This window comes from Spiroplasma clarkii (genome assembly GCF_002795265.1).
GTDB classification, from domain to species: Bacteria; Bacillota_I; Bacilli_A; order Mycoplasmatales; family Mycoplasmataceae; genus Spiroplasma_A; species Spiroplasma_A clarkii.
Window position 1 is genome coordinate 592,225 of record NZ_CP024870.1, and the last position, 22,457, is coordinate 614,681.

The window sequence follows — 22,457 nt, forward strand, 5'->3', positions numbered from 1 at the left end:
GTTATTGAGAGAGTAAGACAAATTGTTGAGTAATTTCAACAAACTACTGTTAAAAACAAACACTCACTACAACTAGGGGTGTTTTTTATTGGAGGAAATATGGAAAAGAATTATAAAGATACACTATTAATGTATCAAACTGATTTTGATATGAAAGCAGATTTAAAAACAAAAGAACCAGTAATTGAGAAGAAATGGTTAGATCAAAAAATTTATCAACAAAAAATTGCTTTGAATGCCAAAAAACCTTACTTTATTCTACATGATGGTCCTCCATATGCAAATGGGAACATTCATGTTGGACATGCTTTGAATAAAATTTTAAAAGACATTATTGTGCGCTGAAAAAATAGTAGTGGTTATAATTCACCTTACATTATGGGGTGAGACACTCATGGTTTACCAATCGAAACTGCTGTTACTAAAACTGGAGTTGATCGTAAAGCTTTAAAACCTTCTGAATTTAGAGATTTATGTAAGAGTTATGCTTTAGAACAAGTGCAAATTCAAAGTGAACAATTTCGTCGTTTGGGGGTTTTTACAGATTATAATCAAAAATACTTAACTTTAACCCCAGATTTTGAAGCTGCGCAATTAGCTTTATATACAAAAATGATTGAAAAAAAACTAATTTATCGAGATTTAAAACCAATTTATTGATCTCCAAGTAGTGAATCTGCACTAGCAGAAGCCGAAATTGAGTATGCTGATGTAAAATCACCAACAATTTTTGTGGGAGTACCAATTGTTGAACACCCAGATTTTAAAAACGCTAACCTAGTAATTTGAACAACCACTCCTTGAACAATTCCAGCCAACCAGTTAATTGCTGTTGGTGCAGAACTAACATATTGTTTGGTGCAACCAAAAAACTCAACTAAGAGTTTTGTGGTGGCTAAAGATTTACAAGCAAGTGTGGCTGAACAAATTGGTTGAGAAGAAGTTACTGTTTTAAAAGAATATCAGGGTCCTGAATTGGTAGGTTTAAAATACCAACACCCTTGATATGACAAACAAACTGGTAGTGTAGTTATTGGACACCATGTTAGTGCTGAGGCAGGTTCAGGTCTAGTTCACACTGCTGGAGGTTTTGGAGAAGATGACTTTGAAATTGTGACAAAACAGGGAATCAAAGCTTTTGCTCCCATTGATGACCAAGGTAAATTTGATGTGACAATTAATGATAAAACTCTTGAGGGAGTCTTTTATGAAGATGCTAACAAAATCATTGGTCAAGCTTTAGAAAATAAAGGATATTTGTTAAAACTAAAATTTGTTAAACACTCATATCCACATGACTGAAGAACTAAAAAACCAGTAATTTATCGAGCAACTCACCAATGATTTGTTAGTTTAGAACAAGTTAAAGCTGAAATTGACCAACAAATTGTAACCAAAGTAAGCACCAATCCAGAGTGATCAAAAGAGCGTTTGCGAAACATTATTAAAGACCGAAATGATTGAACTATTTCTCGTCAAAGGTTATGAGGAGTACCAATTATTGCCTTTTATGATCAAAACAAACAAGCCATCTATGATTTACCAACAATTAAATATGCAGTGGCTCAAGTTAATAAATTGGGAACTAATGCTTGATTTGAGTTACCAGCAGATGAATTTTTACCAAAAGAGCATCAAAATAAAGGCTGAACTAAAGAAAAAGATATTTTAGATGTTTGGTTTGATTCAGGTAGTTCAAACATTGCTTTAGAAGCAAACTTTAAATTACCAAGACCATTTGATGTTTATTTAGAAGGAAATGACCAGTATCGTGGTTGGTTTAACTCTTCAATGATCAATTCAGTCATTTTTGATGGTAAGCCAGCTTACAAACAATTAATCACTCATGGAATGACAAATGATGAAAAGGGTCACAAAATGTCAAAATCAATTGGAAATACAGTTGATCCTTTAGCTATTGCTGATGATTTAGGAGCTGATGTTTTAAGGTTATGAGTTTTTTCAACAGATTTTACTGATGATCAAAGAATTGGTCCAGAGATTTTAAAACAAGTAGCAGAATCTTATCGAAAAATTAGAAATACTATGCGTTTTATGTTAGCAAATTTAGTTGATTTTAATCCAAGTAGTGATTATCAAAAAAAACTTGCAGAAGTTGATGCTTTTGCACTGCATAACTTAACAAATGTAAAAACTAAGTTTAGTGAAGCTATGAACACATATAATTTTAATGCTGGTTTTAAACTGATCAACAACTATGTAATTAATGATTTATCTTCATTTTACTTAGATTTTATTAAAGACATAATCTACATTGAAAAACAAACAGCTCCAAGAAGACGTCAAGTTCAAACAGTTTTATATGAACAATTGTGGGCTTTAATTGATATGCTTAGAGTGGTATTACCACATACAATTGAAGAAGTGTACCAAGCCATGAAAAACCTTGATTTAGTAGCTTCTGTTCACTTATTAGATGTTAGACCACAAGACTTTACTCAACCCTTAGATTTTGTTAAAAAATGAAACTCATTTTTAGATTTAAGAGATGATGTGAATGAAGCTCTTGAAAAAGCTCGAAATGAAAAACTAATTAAAAAAGGTTTTGATGCTGTGGTCTCAATTAGTTTACAAACTGAATTTGAAAACTTAAAAACCATCCCCAACTTAAGTCAATTGTTAATTGTTAATACTGTTAATTTCAAGAATAGTTCTCAAGCAGTAAGTGGTAAAGTGGCTGATGTTAAAGTTGAAGCCAAAGAAGGTTTAAAATGCCAAAGATGTTGAGCTATTTTTGATGAATTAGTGGCAGATATTTGCCAAAGATGTTATGCTGTAATTAATTAAAGGATGATAAAAAATGGATAAAATAAAAATCTACTTAAAAGAACATAATTATCGTTGGAGATACAAATTAATCTGGTGTCTGCCAATCTTTTTGGTATTAGTGGCTTTTGACTGAATTACAAAAGCTGTGGCTGTTGCTAAATGAAACCAGAACTTTGATAGTGATGTTATTAAAGGGTTTTTACACTTTAACTTTTTAGTAAATTTTGGGTCTGCTTATGGAGCCAATGCCAACAATCTAGCACTAACGATTTTTATGGCTACAAGTGTGACAATTGTTGTTGGAGTGATTTTAACTTTTGTTAGAAATCGCTTGTGAATTCATTCTGCAAATATCTTTTTTGCAGGAGCTATGGGAAATTTATTAGCTCGCGGTTGAGCTCCTGAATTTGAAGGTCGTAAAGGTGGAGTGGTTGACTTTTTATCATTCAACCAAGACCTATTTCCAAGTTGAGTACCCACAGGTGTTTATGCTTACAGCTTCAATATTGCTGATTTATGTGTTAATATTGCTGTTGTCTTATTGATAGTTTGTTTTATTTATTGAATTGTTGTTGAAGTCAAACAAGCACCATACAAAAAACATGAACTTATTTTTGATAATTGAGAAATTACTCAAACTAATCGTTTAGCACTAGATCAAAAATTAGTAACAGATTTAAAACAAAAATCATTTAAAACTCAATACTTTTTGTATAAGGAATGAAATTGAATGTGTAAAATTAATGAACTTCAGTTTAAAAAGTTTTTAGTTGAATATCAACTTCAAAATCTACCAGGTGAGCATAAAAATTTGAGTAGTTTACAAGTTAAGAAAAATCAACAGATTGAAAAAATAACTAAAAAAATTGCAAGATTAGAGGGTTTTGTGAAAAGCAACAGTGAAAAATTAATTTAATGAGAGTGGAAAACAGGTTAAGGTGAAGAAAATGGAGATAAAATTAACTCAAAATGCAGGACGTTTAGATAAATTTGTAGCTGATTATTTAAAAGATGAGTTTGATTTTTCTCGCAGTTATGTCCAAAAACTAATTGAAGAAGGTTATATTACTGTTAACACTCAACAAGTTAGTGCCAAATATAATTTATTAAGTGGAGACACAGTAGTTATTAACCCAAAAACCCCTGAAGCCATTAGTGCCATTCCTCAAGATGTTAAATTTGAAATAATTTATCAAGATAGTGACATTTTAGTAGTTAATAAACCCAATGGTTTAATAGTACACCCAGCAGCTGGGAACCGAGACCAAACCTTAGTAAATGGTCTATTATTTCATATCAAAGATTTATCTTCAATTGCTGGTAAATTAAGACCAGGAATTGTGCATCGACTTGATAAAATGACTACAGGTTTGTTAATGGTTGCTAAAACAGACCAAGCTCATAAAAAGTTAACTGAAATGTTAGCAAATAACCAAATTTATAAAGAATATTTAGCCTTAGTTCATGGGGAGTTAGCATCAGAATCAGGTTTAATAGATGCTCCAATTGGTCGTCATAAAGCTGATCGTAAAAAAATGACAGTAACAGACCATAATTCCAAACCAGCCAAAACTCATTTTGAGGTTGTAAAAAAGTTTGAACATTATACCTTATTAAAATGTGTACTAGAAACTGGGCGAACTCACCAAATTAGAGTTCACCTCAGTTTTATTAATCACCCAGTTGTTGGTGATCCACTTTATGCTTTTAAAGAAGACCAAAAAGATACTTTTGGACAATATTTACATGCCCAAAGATTAAAGTTTAAGCACCCCATAACAGGTGAAAAATTAGAATTTTATGTTGAAATTCCTAGGGAATTTAGTGATAAAATAAGAGAGTTAGAAAAATAGGTGTTAAGATGTCAATGAATTTCAATGAATTAAAACTTAGTTTAGTTGACTACTTGATTAGAGTTGAAAGATACAAACCATCAAAACTAAGTGATGAAAAAACTTCATATTTAGTAAATAAACGTCAGAGTAAAAAAATTGTGGTGGTAACAATTGGTGTACCAATGGAAAATGACCGAAAACTACAAGAAATTAAAACTAATATTTCAAATGGTAAACGTGAAAGAATTGAAACTCTAACCATTGCTGTTACTAGTGATAATTTGAAGGGTGCAGTTTGTGTTGAAGACTTAGAAGAAGCTAAAATCAAATTAAAAGATTATTTCTCAAAAATTGTCAAATTAACCACAGCTCTACCTGATGAAAAACAATATACAGATGAAGAGATTTTAGACCAATTGCAAAATCCATCTAATTCAACTAATCAGAAACTAAAAGATTTGATTTCAAGTATGAACAATCGCAGTGCTGTTTCTATTATTTTTAGTGTCTTTTTCATAATTATGCCTTTGGTAACTTATGTATTGTGGATATATTTGTCAAGAGCAGATGAAGATCTTTTAAATTCATTTGTAGCTTCATTATTCTTTGGTGGTTCAACAAAAGCTCTAACAATTGATGCTGGGCAGTACTGGAGAATTTTAACCTATGGGTTTAATAATATTAATTATGGAATATTTATTGCCCCAGTTCAGATAATATTTGCAATTTTAGTTGTTATCAAAACTGCTCGTTATACTGAAAAAATTATTGGTTCATGAAAATTTGCCTTTATAATTTTTGCCACTTACATATTAACTGGTCTATTTGTGACAATCTTAATGCCAACAGTTCAAATTGCTGGAATCATGGTCTTTGTGATTTCAGTCATCTCAGTTTTAGGGGTAACAACTTGAAACAAAAAAAGAAATGCTATTTCAATTTACTCAAATTCAAGATTCTTACTGCCATTAATTGCAGTTTTGGTTTACATGATTTTTTTACCACATGGAGATGTTGTTTCAATTCTTGCTGCTTTGGCATTAAGTTCAGCTATTACATTATTCTTTACCTATGATTACAAACACATTGATCTCTTTTTGGGGATCCCAATCATAATTGTTGCTGGATTTTTATTTGTCCCTTTAATTGGGTTAATAATGGAATCAAATGGCTTAGTATATAATGAAATTGTTGCTCGCTCATTACTAGTTGGTGTCCGTAAGTGAGTCTTTAATGTTGATAAAGTTAACACTATTTTAAATGAGAATTTAGGTTGAAGGTATTTCATTGCCAATAGTAGTGGCGACTTTGTAATTCAACCCTTTATGTAGGAATTAAAAAGCAATGACAAAAAGAACAAATTACATTGATTGAGACACCTATTTCTTAGCAATGGTAAAATTAATTGCTATGCGGAGTAAAGATCCAAGCACTCAAGTCGGAGCAGTAATTGTCAACGATTTATTTCAAGTAGTAAGTACTGGTTATAATGGTTTTCCACGTGGAATTAGTGATGATGAATTTCCTTGAACTAGAGAAGGGGACTGAACTCAAACTAAGTACCCATATGTAGTTCATGCAGAATTAAATGCAATTTTATCTTCAAATACTAATGTTCGAGATTGTACAATGTATACTTCTTTGTTTCCTTGTAATGAATGTTCTAAAAGTATTATTCAATCAGGGATCAAAAAAATTGTTTATTCTTGTGACAAGTATAGTGATACTGCAGAATTTCAAGTTTCTAAAAAAATGCTAACAACTGCAGGTGTACAATTGGAATTAAAACCAGCAGTAGAAGTAGTTTTAAAGTTTAATAAGTAAAAAAAGCAACACCAAACTAGGTGTTGCTTTTACTTCTTGATTTTGCTATTAAAGTTTAATTTCAGTAAACCTCGAACATCAATTTGTTTTTGCCTTTTTAAAGAATTAACCAAACTTTTTACATGGTTATTAGCTCCTAAAGGAATGACAAGATTATATTTAGCTTCTAAATTTTTTATTGCAGTTAAAAAATAATAACGAGCAATAATACTTGCACTAGCCACTGCCACAGATTTGCTTTCTGCTTTGGTTTTAAAAGTAATTTGGTATGGTGCTAATTTAATTTTATTAACTTGTAAGTGCTCATAGTATTTTTTTTCTTCAACAAATTGATCCATTAAGATGTAATTAATGTTTAAATCTTGGTTTTCTTGAGCAAATTTGGCAAGCACTTGATTGTGAGCCAAGCATTTTAAAGTGTTAATATTTTGGTACTGTTCATATTTATCATTATAGGTTTTATTACCCATAATGTAGACAGTGTGTTTGACTAAATCTTTAATTTGTAAATAGACTTTTGTAATTTCATGATCGGTTAGTGTTTTTGAATCTTTAAGATTTTGAAAGATGCTAGGGTTACTGGTTTTAAAACTGGCAGGTACATAAGCACAACAAACTACAATTGGTCCAAAAAAATCCCCAACTCCAACTTCATCACTTCCCAAAACATTATATTCATTAAAGTTAACTTCTACTTGGGTTTGAGGATCTTGGATATCACCTAGTTGGTACTTGAGAACATAGTTTGCTCCAGTTTTGCCTTGAATTAAAATGGTATTATTTTGATAAATAGTAATTGTGGCACCATCTTTTGGTTGATAAATCAATTTCCCACCCATTTCTTGGTGGGGTACTTTTAAATGGTTTAAGTCATTAATTAAGGCTTTCACCTTTTGCACTGCTACCTTTTTAAAACTAAATTGGTCCATATTTTCCTCCATTGCAGTTGATAATATAAAATATATAGTCTAATCATAATACAAATCTTAGCAAAATATTGGTATAATCAAAAATAGTTAGGGGGCAACTTATGATAATAAATATTGGGCCATGATGGTTATATGACATCTTTGCATTTTTAATAATCATTGGTGGTTTATATTTTGGCTTAAAAAGAGGTTTTTTAGTGACCCTTTATGTTTTAGGTGTGCAAATTGTAGCCCTTGTAATCAACTTATTTATTCCAACTTTATTAACAAACGCCATTAACCCCCCAATTGTAGCTCTTATTAAAAAAACTGGTTTGGTAGATATTTTAAATTTTGCAGCAAGTTCAATTGGTTCAGTTTTTATGAACTTGTTAAAATCACTAATTGGAGATAGTGACTTTGCTTTTTCATGAGATGGTATGGGTGAAGAACTGTTAAAAGTTTTCACTGCTGCTGTCATCTTTGTAATTTTCTCAGTCATAATTGTTGTTGTAGTCAATGTGATTGGGATTGCAATTTATCATACTGTCTTAAAAGAGAGAATCCGTCGTATCAAAATCATTGGTCCAGCAGACATGATTCTTGGTGCCTTTAATGGTTTAGCTTTTGGTTTAATGTTTTCACTATATCTTTCAAGTTTTATTTCATTACCAATTTTTGCCACTGAAACTCAAAAATTAAGTTTATTTAATTATAGTCAGTTAACTGCAGAACAAAAAGAAGATTGGGCAAAGTATGGAAACTCATATAGTCGCTATTCACTCTCTAAAAAGGTTGCTTTTAATATGCCAACAGTTCCTTTGGCAAAATACATGTATACTAATGCTTGTGTCCAAAAATACTTGATAAATCCAGCATCTTCACTTGTAACTCAATTTGTCAGTCAAGGACAAACAGGCAATGTCTTTACTGAAATTCCAGCCACAGTTTTTGATACTTATGCTGAATTAATGTTGGATGGCTATGTTGCTAATAACCCCTTAAATGCACCACTAGCAACTTGTATTCAAATTATGCCTGATGATACACGTACCTTGTTAAGAACAGTGGCAGAAATTATGTTAGTAACTCCTCGTTCATTATTGGTTTCAGATGGAACAAATGTAGCAGATGTGCAAACAAATGTTAATAGCATACAAATTATGAATGCTTTTGAACAATTTCGAGCAGCTAATGAACTTGAAGTTGATTATGAAAAACCCAACACTTTTATGACATTAGATAATTTTAAAAAGTTCTATGCCTGAGCTGACACCAATAATGTTGTCAACCCCTTTATCCAGGTCGCTAACTTCTTTGATGATTCATTTGCAAGCTTAGGTTACAATAGTGATAAAAAATTAGCAGAGATTTTACATAATCCTACAAAAACTTACAGTCTTTTTAGGAACATCTTCTTTATTAACAAAATTACTAATGCAAATCCTAGTGTTCCAGTCTTTGCACCATCAGCTTGATCAAATGTGTTTGTGGCCCAATCATTGGAATTAACATTCAATGGGCAGCTGATGGGTTCATTATTTAATAAAAATTTAAAAACAAATTGAACCAATTTAAACCAAACATCACAAAGGTTAATTACCAATAGTCCAGCTCAAGACATTTATGAATCAAACCTATATAATGGATTTTGAATTCAATACTACTTTGATTTTGCAGATTTAAATAGTTAACTTGAATAAAATAGGTCTTGATATTGTACAAGTTGAGCGAATAAAATTATCAGAAGCCCTGATTGCTCAAATTTTACATGTTGATGAGTACAAGTATTTAACAAAAATAGAAGATGAAGCTGCAAAAAAACAATTTTTAGCAGGGCGTTGAGCTGCTAAAGAAGCCATTATTAAAGTTATTGATGATAAAATTACCCCAAAGCACATTTGTATTGATTATTTACAAGCAAAACCAGTGGTGACAAAACCTAGTAAATTAGCACATCTGGAACTTTCAATAGCTCATGAAAAAGACTATGCTGTGGCAGTGGTTTTAAATTTATAGGAGGAATTATGGAACAATATTTACAACTAGTTAAAAATGTTTTAGCCAATGGAGAAAGTCGCACAGATCGTACTAAAACAGGGACAGTATCTTTATTTGGAACCCAATCTCGTTATGATTTAAGAGTTGGTTTTCCACTTTTAACAACAAAAAAAGTCTTTTTTAAAGCCATTGTTCATGAAATGCTATGATTTATAAAAGGTGACACCAATATTAAATATTTAGTAGACAATAATGTTAACATTTGAAATGAATGACCTTATGAAATCTATAAAAAATCAGCAGTTTTTCAAGGTGAAACACTGACTGAGTTTATTGAAAAGATAAAAACAGATGCAGCCTTTGCTCAAAAATATGGTGAATTAGGACCAGTTTATGGAAAACAGTGACGAGATTTTGAAGGTGTAGATCAACTTAAACAAGTAATCGAAGACATTAAAGTTAATCCATATTCACGCAGACACATAGTGTCTGCTTGGAATCCAGCCCAAGTTAATCAAATGGCTTTACCTCCTTGTCATTCCTTCTTTCAATTTTATGTCTCTAGTCAAGGTGAATTAGATTTACAATTATACCAAAGAAGTGGGGACATTTTCTTAGGAGTACCATTTAATATTGCTAGTTACTCACTATTGCTTACATTAGTAGCCTTAGAATGTAACTTAAAACCTCGATATTTTATTCATACAATTGGGGATGCTCATATTTACACAAATCACTTAGAGCAAGTCAACCAGCAACTACAAAGAACTCCCAAAACTTTACCACAACTAACCATAGATTTTTCAAAAAAAAGTATCTTTGCAGTAAACTATGAAGACATCAAGCTTACCGATTATGATCCTCATCCACCAATTAAAGGATTGGTGGCAGTTTAGTGATTACCTTATTGTGGGCTCAAACTAGAAGTGGGGTAATTGGTAAAGCTGGGCATTTGCCATGAGATATTAAAGCAGAAATGCAACATTTTATAAATTATACTCGTCATAAAACAGTTTTAATGGGGCGCAACACCTGAGAGTCCTTAAAACTAAAACCCTTACCAAATCGTAAAAATATTGTGGTTACTTCAAGACCTATGACTATAACACATCCAAACTTAGAAGTGACAAATAATTTAAAAAATGTTTTAAAATACTATGAAAATAGTGGAGAAGAACTTATAATCATAGGAGGAAGTAAAGTCTATGAGACTGTACTTGCAATGGCTGATAAACTTGTAATTAGTTACATTTATCAAGACTATGATGGAGATACATATGCACCAAGCATAGAGTCATTGCCATTCAAATTGATAGAAACCAAAAAGTATCAAGATTTTGAAGTAGCAATATATGAAAGGAAAATATAATGTCAGCAGAACAACAAAACCAATTAACAACTGAGGTTAAAGCAGTGGCTCCAATTGAGCCCAAAGAGAAGAAAAAAATTTATATCTCAAAGTGAAGAATCTTTTCTCATGGTTTAGGGCTATTGAATATGATTTCAAAAGCCAAAAAAATAACTAAGAAAATCAAACGAGATCCTAATTTATACTCAGAAGAATATCGTTACAATTGAGTTAAGAAAAAAATGAGAACAGTTTTAAAGGTGGCTAACATTAAAATCCATGTTTTTGGGATTGAAAACTGATTAGATCGCGGTATTATTTTAGCTCCAAACCACCAGTGTAATTTAGATCCACTATTAATGCTAGCAATTAATGATTTTTCAAAACAACAACCTTTGGCTTTTATTGCCAAACAAGAACTTTGAACCACTAAAGTTGCCAAACACTTTATTAATTTAATTGACAGCATTCCCTTGGACCGTAACAGTCCTCGTAGTGCAATTAATGCTATGAAGCAAGGTAAAGAGTTACTTAATGAATACAAACGTAGTTTAGTAATCTTCCCAGAAGGGACTCGAAGTTCAAGTATTGAAATGGGTGAATTTAAAGGAGCTAGTATGAAGCTTGCTCAAATGGCTTATACTCCAGTTGTCCCAGTGACAATTATTAACTCTTACCAGTTGTATGAAAAGAGAGCAAGGGGGACCTTGCATGTTAAGGTAGTTTTTTCAAAACCCTTAGCACCAGAAAAATTTATTTCAATTAAAACAGATACTTTGACTCAAAATATCAAAAAAGAAATTCAAAAAAATTTAGATAAATATAAAGATGTTGATGTAAACCCAAAAACAAGCAAATTGACACCAAAAAGAGTTGATAAAAAAAGTCGAGTTTACTTTTACTAGTAGTTAGAAAGAATGGTAGAAATATGAATTTTGCAACAATTATTGATAAGAAAAAAAACAAACAAGAATTAACAAGTCAAGAAATAATTTGGGTGGTTAATTCTTTTGTTAATGATACTTTAAAAGATTACCAAATGGCTGCCTTTAATATGGCTGTTTGATTTAATGGAATGAGTGATGCAGAATTAGCAGCTTTTACAAAAGCTATGATTAATTCAGGAATCACTTATGATTTAAAAGGTGTGAAAGGACCTTTTGCAGATAAACACTCAACAGGAGGAGTTGGAGATAAAACTAGTCTAATTTATGCACCCTTAGTGGCTAAATTTGGAATTAAAGTTTCAAAACTATCTGGACGTGGATTAGGACAAACCGGAGGCACAATTGATAAACTTGAAAGTTGTACAGGTTGAACTGGAGAAATTTCAGAAGCTAAGTTTAAAGAAGTTTTAAATACTGTGGGGGTTTCAATTATGAGTCAATCAAAAGATGTAGTTCCAGCAGATAAAAAATTATATGCTTTAAGAGATGTTACTGGAACAGTTGATTCAATTCCCCTAATAGCTTCAAGTATTATGTCAAAAAAACTAGTTGTCCCAGCAGATAGCATCATTTTAGATGTTAAAGTTGGATCTGGTGCTTTTATGAAAACAATTGAAGCTGCCAGAGAATTGGCAAGAACAATGATTAACATTGGGAAAAGTTATGGCAGAAATGTTAGTGTGTTGTTAACTGACATGGATAAACCCTTAGGAAGAGCCATTGGTAATGCACTTGAAGTTAAAGAAGCTTGAGACACTTTACATGGTAAAGGACCAGCTGATTTAAATGAACTGTGTACTGTAGCAGCTGCAGTTACTTTGGTACAAAATAAACAATTTGAATCACTAATGGAAGCTGAAACAGCAGTGCAAGAAGTTTTAAGTGCAGGTAGTGCTGCTAAATACCTTGAAGACTTTGTAACTGCTCAAGGTGGTAATTTTGAAATGATTAAAGACTTTGATAAGTATTTTACTACAAAATACCAACATGTTATTTTAGCAAAACAAGCAGGTTATGTTAGCTTTACTTCAGCTGCTGCTTTAGGATACTTATCAATGCATTTAGGAGCAGGAAGAGCTACCAAAGAAGATAAAATTGATTTTGCAGCAGGTATTTATTTAAATAAAACAACTGGTGAAAAAGTGGAAATTGGTGAGCCAATTATGACATTATATACAAATATTGACAATGAAACCCAATTTGTTAGTGATGCAAATGACTTAGTGCAAATTTGTGAAAAACCTATCAAAGGTTCAGTGGTTATTGACTGAATTCACTAAAACAGTTAAAATAAGTCCTTTAATAGGGACTTATTTTTTAATGGTTTATTAAATTATTTTGATTTTTTTAAGAGAAATAACTAGTTCTAATAAACTGATAGTAGTAAAAAACCACATTTAAAACAGTTTTTAACCTTTTTTAAAGTTTATTGATGTTTTTAACCAAAAGTGTTATCATTTATGATAATATTTTCGTAGTCAATGGATTATATATTGGCACAAAGGAGATAAAACTATGAAAAAATTGATAAGTATTTTAGCTGCCACAGGACTTGTGGCAACTACTTCATCAAGTGTATTAGCATGTAACAAGGATAACTTTCTTGGAGAAGCCACAATCACTGCAGATACAAATAATGTATCTATGACAGTTGAGAGTTCAAAAATTGTTAAAGGTTGCTTAGTAATGGCATATGACAAAGAAGATACCTCGGTTGGTGGAATTAATGATGGGGATGCTGAAGATGGGAAAGCAAAATTGAAAATTTCAGTCGATCAATCTGTAGATCGTAAAGAAGAAAAAACATATACTTTAAAAATTGGTATTATTTTAGATCCATCAAGTTCAGAGGATCCTGAAGATATTGGTACAGTTAAAATCACTGTTCACAAAGTAGCACCTGCAGAAAGTAAATAATTTTAGAAATTAAAAAACCACATTTTAGTGGTTTTTTAACTTGTTATCTTTAAGTTTACTTAAAAATAACCAAAGTAAACTTTTAAAATGGTCAAATCATAGTGTTAATGAAAAAATTTAATATATTTTATAAATTCTCTGCAAAGTGTTATTTATTATGGTAATATTTTCAAAGCCAAGGTATGTATGTATTTTGGTCGAAAGAAGGAAAAAAATTAATGAAAAAATTAATTAGCTTATTGGCTGCCACAGGACTTGTAGCAACCACTACATCAAGTGTGTCAGCTTGTAATAAGTCTGAAACACTTGCAGAAGCTACAATAGCTGCTGATAAAACTTCTGTAGAAGTAACAATTGAGAGTGCAAAAATTAAAAAGGATGAAGAAGTAACAATTTTTAAAAAAGATCTTGAATGATTAAAAGGTTCTTCAAAACAACATGAAGAGGGGAAAGCAAAAGTTACTATCTCTGTTCTTCAAAATAAAAAAGCAGTCAGAGCAAAAGATGAAACATATATTTTAGATGTAACAATCCCAGCTCCAAAAACTAGCAAAGAACAATATGAAAAAATAGGAACAGTTAAAGTTACTGTTGTAAAAGTGGCTACTCCAGCAACACCAACTCCTGCGCCGGCAGCTCCTGCAACAACACCTGCTACTCCTGCAAAAAATTCATCAAAAAAATAGTAAATTTAACCACTACATTTGATTTAAAACCACTAATTTAGTGGTTTTTTTGTCTAGAATTAAATTTACTTATATTGAATGCTATTAAAATTTAAAAATATTACTCAAAAATAGCAACATAGTTATTAAAATGAGGGAATTAAAATATCGACAAGTAGAATTTATAAAGAAATTTGATTTATCTGTGGGTCAGATATTGAAAAAAGTAAAAAAATAATCTATAATAATAAATGTCTAGAGCAGGCTTGTTGAAATAGCCCATAGTGTTTGTTTAGCCCTATCAAATGAACATGTTATAAATTATAGATTTATATAATATAATGATTGCTTGTTCTGGAATTTATTAAAGTACTCCGCCCAGAGTACTTTTTGTTTGACTTCTACACATTTTCGTGGTATTATTTTAAAACTTATTAAGCATAAGTGAGATAATCAAGGAAGTAACATGAAGAGTAATAATAGTATCAGAAACAGTAAGATTGAATTTTTAAGAATTTTGTGCATTTTTTTTGTGATTGCTTTGCACCAAGTGACAGCTCACATGACTGATAAACAAATTCCAATGTTAAATTATTTGTATCCATTTTTAAATGTCTCGATTTATGTTTTTATGTTAATTACAGGGTACTTAAAAGCAACTTCGAACAACTATAATTTTTTCAATATAATCTTTATTGTTGCCATTTGTTGGGTTTTAAATTTAATCATCACACCATTTATATTATGAGATATCAAAGGGAAGTTAGATTATTTAACAGTAATTTTGGGAGGTAGAGATTGATGATACATTTGAGCCTTTTTAATTATTCAAGCTTGTGTCCCAATTTTAAACTTAGTCTTGTATAAAGTTCGTAAGAATTACTTACTACCAATTTTGATCATTATGTTTGCTTTATTTGCTTACCACAGTTCAATGAGATATGGGCAGTTTTTTGCAATTGACAATATTATTGTTTTTATCTTATTATATTTTGTTGGGGGAATAATCAAGCTGTATTATCCCTTACAAAAAGTTTATTGAAAGTACATATTTTTAACCTTAGTCTTAGCTTATTGAATTGTGGTGGTGCTTGTTAATACTTTAACAAAATTTTCTCTTGCTAAAGGTCTAGCAAATTTTGAAGTAATTCCTTTTGCAATCTTAATATTTTGTTTTACAATTTCATTAAAACCAAGTCATGCCAAATTTATTGATTATTTTGGTGCCTTAGTATTGTATATTTACCTTTTTCATTTTCTTTTTGATAACTTAGTTAACTACTACATTCGTCCTTTTTACGACCATTTAGACATCAATTTAGTTTATTTGCTGTCTTTCTTGCAAACTTTTATTAGTAGCACAGTTCTTGCAGTCTTAATTAGTAAACCAATTGTTAAATTAGCTAACAACTTAGCTCAAAAACCATACTTTAAAAAGTTTTTTAAAGCTGAAAACATTTACCAAAGTTAGTTAAATTCAAGTTACAAAAACTCTAGAAAAGGTTTCAAGACAAGATCTTTTGAACACAAATATGCTACAAGTGAGTGTTTAGGGGCTTTTCTTGCCAATTAATTTTAAAAAAAGATGTTTTTGTTATTGACTTTTATTAGTAGTTTTTTATATAATAGAAAAGGTTCTTAATTAAGGACACGAGCGCTGACTTAGCTCAGTTGGTAGAGCAATTGACTAGTAATCAATAGGTCGAAGGTTCGAGTCCTTTAGTCAGCACCACTTTGGGGAGTTAGCGAAGTGGCTAAACGCGGGTGGCTGTAAACCATCTCCTAACGGTTCGGCGGTTCGAATCCGTCACTCCCCACCATTATTGGGCTATAGCCAAGCGGTAAGGCAACGGACTTTGACTCCGTCATGCGCCGGTTCGAATCCTGCTAGCCCAGCCATTTATTTTTTTGTCTCGTTAGCTCAGTCGGTAGAGCAACTGGCTTTTAACCAGTGGGTCATAAGTTCGAGTCTTATACGGGACACCATTATCTTTTATATTTTACCCCCAGGTGGCGGAAGTGGTAGACGCACTGGACTTAAAATCCAGCGATTGTTATAGGTCATGCCGGTTCAAGTCCGGCTCTGGGGACCATTATATGGACTTGAAAATAAATACGATTAAGATCGTATTTTTTTGTTTCATTAGTAAAATTTATTGGGACTTGAAGTTTATTATAAAATCTATGATAATAAACATATATGCAAAGGAGAATTATATGAACATTTATTTATCTCAATTTTTAGTTGAAATGTTTGGTACTTTTATCCTAGTCTTAATTGGGAATGGGGTTGTTGCCAATATAGTTTTAAAAAACACTAAGGGTCAAAATTCAGGTTGACTGACAATTGTTGTTGGTTGAGGTTTTGCAGTTGGTTTAGGAGCTATGTTAGCTTATTTACTTGGAGGGAAAGCCCATTTAAACCCAGCAGTCACTGTGGCAGTTGTTATTAAAAACCAGGGAGTAATTATTAGTGGAGCAAACAGTTTTGGGATGGTTGCCATCTACTTAGCAGCTCAACTAGTTGGAGCTATTTGTGCTCAGGTCTTGTTAGATTTGATTTACATTAAACATATTCACCAATCTTTAAGTGAACAACAACAAGCAAGTGTTTTAGCAATGCATGCCACAGGTCCACAAAATAAGAAAATCTGAGTAAACTGTTTATCAGAGTTTTTAGCAACAATTGTCTTAGTGGCAACAGTTCTAGTGGTTTCTTACGGTAGATTAGCCTTCACTTTATGGTCTCTTGGACCAATGGTTGTTGGAGCTGCAGTTATTGCCATTGGATTAGGTCTTGGAGGTACTACAGGGTTTGCAATTAACCCAATTAGAGATTTAGCACCAAGATTAGTGCACCAATGTTTACCAATGAAAGGTAAAGGAAGTAGTGACTGAAAATATGGTTGAATCCCAGTTGTAGCACCACTTTGTGCTGGAGTTGTTGGGGGAGCACTAGCATTATTATTTTAAGATTAAAAAAATACAGAAGTTGACTTCTGTATTTTTTACATGTAATTTAATAAATTTAACTGACTGTAATCATATGTTAGTTTATTTTTAGCAGTTTTCACTGGTTTTGCTGCTGCAGGTTTTACTGCTGGCTTTGTTGTTGGTTTTGCTTTTTTACTGTTTTTAGCAGTTGTAGCACCCTCAGCAGTTTCACTGGCTTCTTCACCACCTGAACTTGAACCTGATGAATTTTTTATTAGGTTAACAATTTGATTACTTAAATCATCTGCTAAGAAGAAGTTTTTAAATGTTTCAAACCAATTTCTAATATCTTCATCATGATTGATTGGTGATGTGCGAGAGTAACCTGAACTAATTCCAGCTAGTTTTCCATTTCTAATCATTAAGAAGAATGGAGTTCCTTTGGCATTGTCTAGATAACTTTTAACTGCTGCATTAACTTGGTTTCTAGCATTAACTTCACCATTACCATTATCTACATTATACTTAAATTCTTTTGTATAGTAGATTTCTCTTAATTGATCTCTAACTCAATTTAAAATGTTTTTACTTCATTTTTCATTAAAGTTATCTGCTTTTGCTTCAATGATAAATTCACGCAACTTAACTTGATCTGGAACCTTAATTGCTTGTCCAAATCCTGTTAAATCATCAACTTCAACTTTATCACCAAGTGTTGTTAAATCTGCTTTATACTTAGCAATTAAACCATCTAGTAACTCTTGTACTAAATCACCAGTTATTTTTTTTGAATCTTCAAAATGATTGCAATATTCACAATCATCAGCCCCAATATAAACCATGAATGTTTCTTGGTTTTTAACAGCTCTGTTAAATTCGTTTCAGTAAGCGTCATTTCCACATGAAATAACACTAGCAGTAGAAGAGGTTAATAGTGCAGTGGCACTTAAAACGCTAATCAACTTTTTCATAATTTTCACCCCTAAAATACAATAATATAATACACTTTTTTTGCCCTAAAATTTGGGTTTTCTTACAAAATTTTTTTTACATTGTTATCAAAACAAAAAAGGACTAAATGTTATCAAAACAAATTTGGACTTGATTATAATAATAAAGGAAATCAGGGAATAAAAATGAAAAGAAATTATAGAGGTAAAAGACAAATGAAAACCAACAAACATATACAAGATATTATTAGGGAGGCTGCTTTATCCAGGGATAAAGCAGCCAAAAGAGAACTTTTGATAAAAAGTGGTGGTAGTAGATCATGGTTTTATGATGCCATTAAAAAATACAAAGAAATTGGTGAGGCCTTCTTTATCCACAAAAATAAAAACAATAAGCATGCTCAAAAGCGAACCCATATGCAAGCACTAGAGATTAGCAGGATTTTTAGGGATGAGTACTTAAACTGTAATTTTAGGGATTTTATGCGCTATTTAAAAGCAGATAAAAGATATGACTATCAGTGGGTGAGTTATTCATATATTTACAATATTTTAAGATCTAAAAATCATTGCTCAAAACTGGCACATAAAAAAACTATCAAATTGTTAGCAAAAGAAGAAGAGTTGAAAAATAGACCTCAAAGTCTACTGGTTCCCTCCTCAGCTACAGAAAGAGCAAAAGAAAATATCCATATTGCAAGGCCAAGAACCCAAAGGCGTGGTCATGTTGTTGAAGCTGATGCTACATTTTGAAGATTCAGTGATGAGGAGATTTGGGCATTGCATGGTTATATTGATGAGGCAAGTGGAGAGGTTTTAGGATTATATTTTGATCATCAAGAAACTACTGAAGGTTATTTCAATGCTTTGAAACCGGTCTTAAAAAATTATGGGACTTTTGAAGTGCTAAGAACTGACAAACGCAGAACTTTTTGGAGTGAAAAAAAAGAATCTTCGCCCGAAGATTCTCGAATTCAGTTTGCATTTGTAGCTAAAAACTTAGGTATTGACATCCAATCATCAATTTCACCACAATTCAAACCAAGGATTGAAAGGCTCTGAAAAACCATTAAAGGTACAATCACTACCTTTATGGAACAAAATAAAGTCACAAATATTAATGAGGCCAATCTAGTCTTACCAAAATTTGTTGAGTATTTAAATAATCATGTTGTAACCCTTCAAAAAGATTTTACTACAAATTCATTCAAAAAATTTGAGGGAGATCTAAATATTATTTTGGGACACAAATCAATTAGAGTGGTTGCAAGAGATCTAACTGTTACCTATGAAAAGAAAAAGTACTTTATATGCAATTTCACAACACCATTAAATATACCTAGACGAGAGATTATGATAATTCAATGTTGTGATGGTAACCTTATCGCATCACTTGGTGATAACTATTATAGTATGATTGAATTTGATAATGAAATGCTCTACAAATCAAAAGTTGTTCTTGAAAATGAAGGAGTGAAACCTGAAGATATGCCACAAAAAATTAAAAACAACTCTGTCTGAGCTCAATCAAACTTTATCTTTTTTAAGAAAAAATACTCAAGTTGATATAAAAAGCACTCCTATTAAACTAGCAATTTATTAAAAGTTGTATTAAAATTACTAAAAGTCCAAATTTGTTTTGATAGCTACAATTTGGGTTTTCTTACAAAATTTTTTTTATTTTGCTATAAAATAGTGCAAAAAACAAACTAAAAGTTTAATGGTAAAATATTTTTTTCGCTAAAGCGAAAATTATTTTTAAAGTTATCTACGAAAATCTGAATAACTCATATATAATGTTTGTGAAGAAGGCGGTACCAATCTATCAATAGATAATATCGTCAAAAAGTATTTAATAGCAGTCAAGTAAGCCTTCTGGTATCAATTAGCAATTTCTGACTAGCAATAATTTTGTTAAACTATTAAATAATAATTCCACGATATTTTAATAAAAATCTGTAACTATCACAAACTAGCAATAGCTTGTGTTTGTTGACTATTAATTAAAATATTCTCTTAACATTAATATAATAATGTAATAAGTAATTTTTTTGAACTAATTTTTAAAATAGTCTTTACAACTTAATTTAAAGAGTTGAATCTGAAAGTTGTTTTTATAAAGACACTTACTTCAAAATTGTTCAAATTTTCAAAAACTAAAGAAATGTTTTAAATGAAAGTCTTTATGTTTAGGATTTAAATAGTATAACGTTTTACAGATTTTTCAAGTATTTAATTTACTAAGGAGAAGCTATATGGAAAAGAATCAAGCTTTGCTGCAATCATTGAAGTTTATTACACCAGTGATCTTTGCAAAACCAGTTAGCTTCATAATTATAAATGAATTGATAAGTCAGGTTATTTTAAGGTGGGACAAGAGTTTACCACTTCTAAATAATATAAAAGTAGATTTGTGAGCTAATAACCCATATGTATTTAAGAAAGCTCAAAAATAATAATTAAAAGATGATTAGTAAAAAAATAATTGCAAAACTCCACCCATTAAGATTATGGTGTGTAGTTGAATTTTGAAAACTGAGATTAGAAAAGTTTATGGTTTTTTGAAAAACTTAAATTTATGATTATAAATATAAAAACAAGACTAAAAAAATGAAAAATGTATCTAATTATTTCACTATTATATCTTAGTGTAGCCATTGCAAATTGTGTTTTAAATTTAAGTAGAGATGACAATAAAATTTGATTAAACACTGTCTCTGCTAACATGAAAATTTACCTGCCATTCTTATTATTATTTATATTGCCTGTGATTTCATTTAGTGAAGCTAGAAATTATATATTTAAAAATTATAGGACAAAATATTATGAAGATTTTGAAAGTGGCTGAAAAAGATTTTGTGCAACATTATCTGACTATTTGTTTTCAATAATATTTATGTTAGTGATTGTAATAATTTATGGTACTATAAATTTTCTAATCCAATTGTCTTTTACTAGGAACTATTTAAATAATCTAATTTATTTATCAATAAGTATTCTAGTTGCCTTAATTGGTATTTTGATTTACTTTCCAATTCTATGCATTGTAGCTTATACATTGAGAAGAAGAAAGATAACATCACTATTACCAATAGTCTTAATTCCAATTTTATTTATAGTTAATACAGTTGTAACTTCAATTTCACTGTCTAACTATGTTTTAAATAAGGATCAGTTTTATTTTCATGTAGATGAAAAAAAATATGATTATAAGGAACTAAAGTATATTTTAAGTGCTAAAAGCTCTAAAATTTACAAACAAAATTTTTTACAAGCAAACAATGAAGTTGATGCACTTAATATTCTTGACAGAATTTTAAAAGATTATTACAGCAATTTTATTGTTCTAAAAAACAAAGCTGATAACTTTCTTTTTGTTAACAAATTATCAAAAGAAGGTATTAGTAGGTTAACAACTAACAAAACATTAGACAAATTGATAAGAAACATGTTGTTTGAAAAAACCAGTTACATATATTTGGATGAGTTAATTAGTTATTTGAAAACTTATGAAGTATATCAATATTATTTAAAATCATTTGAAAAATATTCAAAGATAGATTTTGAAAAAATCCCCACAAATATTTTAGACTATTGAATAATAAGTAATAATGGATTTGATTCATCTGTTCCGATTATTAATGGTGAAAATATTGTGGCAGTTTCAACTCAATTAGTTAAGGAAATGTTTATTTATATGCTTTATGCCTCAGCGCAAGATGAAAAGCTTCTAAATTTATTCCAAGACTACTTACTACTATTTTTCCAAAATGATGAAAAAAGAGATGAAAATCTGAGTTACTTTGATGAAGTATTTAATGGCATTGAGAGTGATGAACTTAAAAAGTTTAAAACTGAGTATAATTATAAAACCATAAATGATTTTGTCCATGTGTATTTTACAAATATCATTAAAAACATAAAATTATCTTCACAAGTATTGACTGATGCGGAGTTCTTTCAAATCAAAGCCTATGAAAGTCGCAAGCAGATGTATCATCAGTGAAATGTTTTAGATTATTTTAACAAACTCTATTATGTTTTTGACTGAAACAATCTTGACATTTCTAGTGAAAATTATAAAAAGCAAAACCCAGAAACCTATTACTTGTTTGATGCAATTACTGAAATAAACTTTAAAACCAGTAAGAACCAAACTAAATTTGGTGGCTTGAAAAACCTCAGACCACAATTAGCCATAATTGTTTCAATTGTATTTATTGTGCTAATTGTCTTAGCAAACCCAATTTTAATTGTAATTAAAAATAAATTTGTAGCGATACTTCAAATGCCTATACACTTGAAGATTTGTTAGAAGATATTATGAGAAAAAGATAA

The 22,457-nt window shown here is 30.6% G+C and carries 20 protein-coding genes and 5 tRNA genes; 23 read left to right on the plus strand and 2 right to left on the minus strand.

Annotated elements, in window-relative coordinates; translation table 4 throughout:
- Positions 1–99: 99 nt before the first annotated feature.
- From ileS to SCLAR_RS02645, 5 genes are read left to right on the plus strand one after another with little or no spacing between them, the layout of a single operon-like run.
- Positions 100–2,808 (plus strand): isoleucine--tRNA ligase, encoded by a 2,709-nt coding sequence (gene ileS, locus SCLAR_RS02625; RefSeq protein ID WP_100254396.1) that lies wholly within the window; start codon positions 100–102, stop codon positions 2,806–2,808.
- A 13-nt stretch (positions 2,809–2,821) separates the two neighbouring features.
- The gene (locus tag SCLAR_RS02630; RefSeq protein ID WP_100254397.1) at positions 2,822–3,706 is read left to right on the plus strand and encodes a signal peptidase II; all 885 of its coding nucleotides are present in this window, start codon (positions 2,822–2,824) and stop codon (positions 3,704–3,706) included.
- A gap of 31 nt (positions 3,707–3,737) precedes the next feature.
- A complete protein-coding gene (locus SCLAR_RS02635) occupies positions 3,738–4,643 on the plus strand; it encodes an RluA family pseudouridine synthase (protein ID WP_100254398.1) in 906 nt (301 codons plus the stop codon).
- Between the two features lie 14 nt (positions 4,644–4,657).
- Positions 4,658–5,956: a rhomboid family protein gene (locus SCLAR_RS02640; RefSeq protein ID WP_146637557.1), complete on the plus strand. Its 1,299-nt coding sequence runs from the start codon at positions 4,658–4,660 to the stop codon at positions 5,954–5,956.
- Between the two features lie 13 nt (positions 5,957–5,969).
- A complete protein-coding gene (locus SCLAR_RS02645) occupies positions 5,970–6,449 on the plus strand; it encodes a deoxycytidylate deaminase (RefSeq protein ID WP_100254400.1) in 480 nt (159 codons plus the stop codon).
- A gap of 29 nt (positions 6,450–6,478) precedes the next feature.
- On the opposite strand, the gene rnhC is transcribed toward SCLAR_RS02645, so the two are convergent.
- Positions 6,479–7,378 carry a ribonuclease HIII gene (gene rnhC / locus SCLAR_RS02650; RefSeq protein ID WP_157795130.1) on the minus strand — a complete coding sequence of 300 codons (900 nt, stop codon included), beginning with the start codon at positions 7,376–7,378 and terminating at the stop codon, positions 6,479–6,481.
- A gap of 101 nt (positions 7,379–7,479) precedes the next feature.
- On the opposite strand from rnhC, the gene SCLAR_RS02655 reads away from it, so the two are divergent.
- The 15 genes from SCLAR_RS02655 (at position 7,480) to SCLAR_RS02725 (ending at position 17,208) form a co-directional block, all read left to right on the plus strand.
- Positions 7,480–9,051, plus strand: coding sequence for a hypothetical protein (locus SCLAR_RS02655; RefSeq protein WP_100254402.1), 1,572 nt, complete (start codon positions 7,480–7,482; stop codon positions 9,049–9,051).
- A 1-nt stretch (position 9,052) separates the two neighbouring features.
- The gene (locus SCLAR_RS02660; RefSeq protein WP_100254403.1) at positions 9,053–9,376 is read left to right on the plus strand and encodes a holo-ACP synthase; all 324 of its coding nucleotides are present in this window, start codon (positions 9,053–9,055) and stop codon (positions 9,374–9,376) included.
- 8 nt (positions 9,377–9,384) lie between these two features.
- Positions 9,385–10,254 (plus strand): thymidylate synthase, encoded by an 870-nt coding sequence (locus SCLAR_RS02665; protein ID WP_100254404.1) that lies wholly within the window; start codon positions 9,385–9,387, stop codon positions 10,252–10,254.
- Positions 10,254–10,727: a dihydrofolate reductase gene (locus SCLAR_RS02670; RefSeq protein WP_100254405.1), complete on the plus strand. Its 474-nt coding sequence runs from the start codon at positions 10,254–10,256 to the stop codon at positions 10,725–10,727. The genes SCLAR_RS02665 and SCLAR_RS02670 overlap by 1 nt, the downstream gene beginning before the upstream one ends.
- Positions 10,727–11,611, plus strand: coding sequence for a lysophospholipid acyltransferase family protein (locus tag SCLAR_RS02675; RefSeq protein ID WP_100254406.1), 885 nt, complete (start codon positions 10,727–10,729; stop codon positions 11,609–11,611). Before SCLAR_RS02670 ends, SCLAR_RS02675 begins: the two co-directional genes overlap by 1 nt.
- 23 nt (positions 11,612–11,634) lie before the next feature.
- Positions 11,635–12,933 carry a thymidine phosphorylase gene (locus SCLAR_RS02680; protein WP_100254407.1) on the plus strand — a complete coding sequence of 433 codons (1,299 nt, stop codon included), beginning with the start codon at positions 11,635–11,637 and terminating at the stop codon, positions 12,931–12,933.
- Positions 12,934–13,168: 235 nt separating this feature from the next.
- Positions 13,169–13,570, plus strand: coding sequence for a lipoprotein (locus SCLAR_RS02685; RefSeq protein ID WP_100254408.1), 402 nt, complete (start codon positions 13,169–13,171; stop codon positions 13,568–13,570).
- Between the two features lie 218 nt (positions 13,571–13,788).
- Positions 13,789–14,256, plus strand: a complete 468-nt coding sequence (locus tag SCLAR_RS02690; protein ID WP_100254409.1) for a lipoprotein — start codon at positions 13,789–13,791, stop codon at positions 14,254–14,256.
- 445 nt (positions 14,257–14,701) lie between these two features.
- On the plus strand, positions 14,702–15,706 hold the full coding sequence (locus SCLAR_RS02695) for an acyltransferase family protein (protein ID WP_100254410.1): 1,005 nt from the start codon (positions 14,702–14,704) through the stop codon (positions 15,704–15,706).
- A gap of 185 nt (positions 15,707–15,891) precedes the next feature.
- Positions 15,892–15,967: transfer RNA gene (locus tag SCLAR_RS02700), tRNA-Thr, on the plus strand.
- A gap of 4 nt (positions 15,968–15,971) precedes the next feature.
- Positions 15,972–16,055, plus strand: a tRNA-Tyr gene (locus tag SCLAR_RS02705).
- A gap of 4 nt (positions 16,056–16,059) precedes the next feature.
- A tRNA-Gln gene (locus SCLAR_RS02710) sits at positions 16,060–16,134 on the plus strand.
- An 11-nt stretch (positions 16,135–16,145) separates the two neighbouring features.
- Positions 16,146–16,221: transfer RNA gene (locus SCLAR_RS02715), tRNA-Lys, on the plus strand.
- A gap of 18 nt (positions 16,222–16,239) precedes the next feature.
- A tRNA-Leu gene (locus SCLAR_RS02720) sits at positions 16,240–16,328 on the plus strand.
- Between the two features lie 124 nt (positions 16,329–16,452).
- Positions 16,453–17,208: an MIP/aquaporin family protein gene (locus SCLAR_RS02725; protein ID WP_100254411.1), complete on the plus strand. Its 756-nt coding sequence runs from the start codon at positions 16,453–16,455 to the stop codon at positions 17,206–17,208.
- A gap of 35 nt (positions 17,209–17,243) precedes the next feature.
- On the opposite strand, the gene SCLAR_RS02730 is transcribed toward SCLAR_RS02725, so the two are convergent.
- Positions 17,244–18,140 carry a lipoprotein gene (locus SCLAR_RS02730; protein ID WP_100254412.1) on the minus strand — a complete coding sequence of 299 codons (897 nt, stop codon included), beginning with the start codon at positions 18,138–18,140 and terminating at the stop codon, positions 17,244–17,246.
- Positions 18,141–18,305: 165 nt separating this feature from the next.
- Between SCLAR_RS02730 and SCLAR_RS02735 the strand changes: the two genes are divergently transcribed.
- From SCLAR_RS02735 to SCLAR_RS02745, 3 genes are all read left to right on the plus strand, one after another.
- Complete coding sequence (locus tag SCLAR_RS02735; protein ID WP_100254164.1) at positions 18,306–19,706, plus strand: DDE-type integrase/transposase/recombinase; 1,401 nt, start codon at positions 18,306–18,308, stop codon at positions 19,704–19,706.
- A gap of 668 nt (positions 19,707–20,374) precedes the next feature.
- On the plus strand, positions 20,375–20,575 hold the full coding sequence (locus SCLAR_RS02740) for a hypothetical protein (RefSeq protein WP_100254413.1): 201 nt from the start codon (positions 20,375–20,377) through the stop codon (positions 20,573–20,575).
- Positions 20,576–20,697: 122 nt separating this feature from the next.
- Positions 20,698–22,434, plus strand: a complete 1,737-nt coding sequence (locus SCLAR_RS02745) for a hypothetical protein (protein ID WP_100254414.1) — start codon at positions 20,698–20,700, stop codon at positions 22,432–22,434.
- The last annotated feature ends 23 nt before the right edge of the window (positions 22,435–22,457 follow it).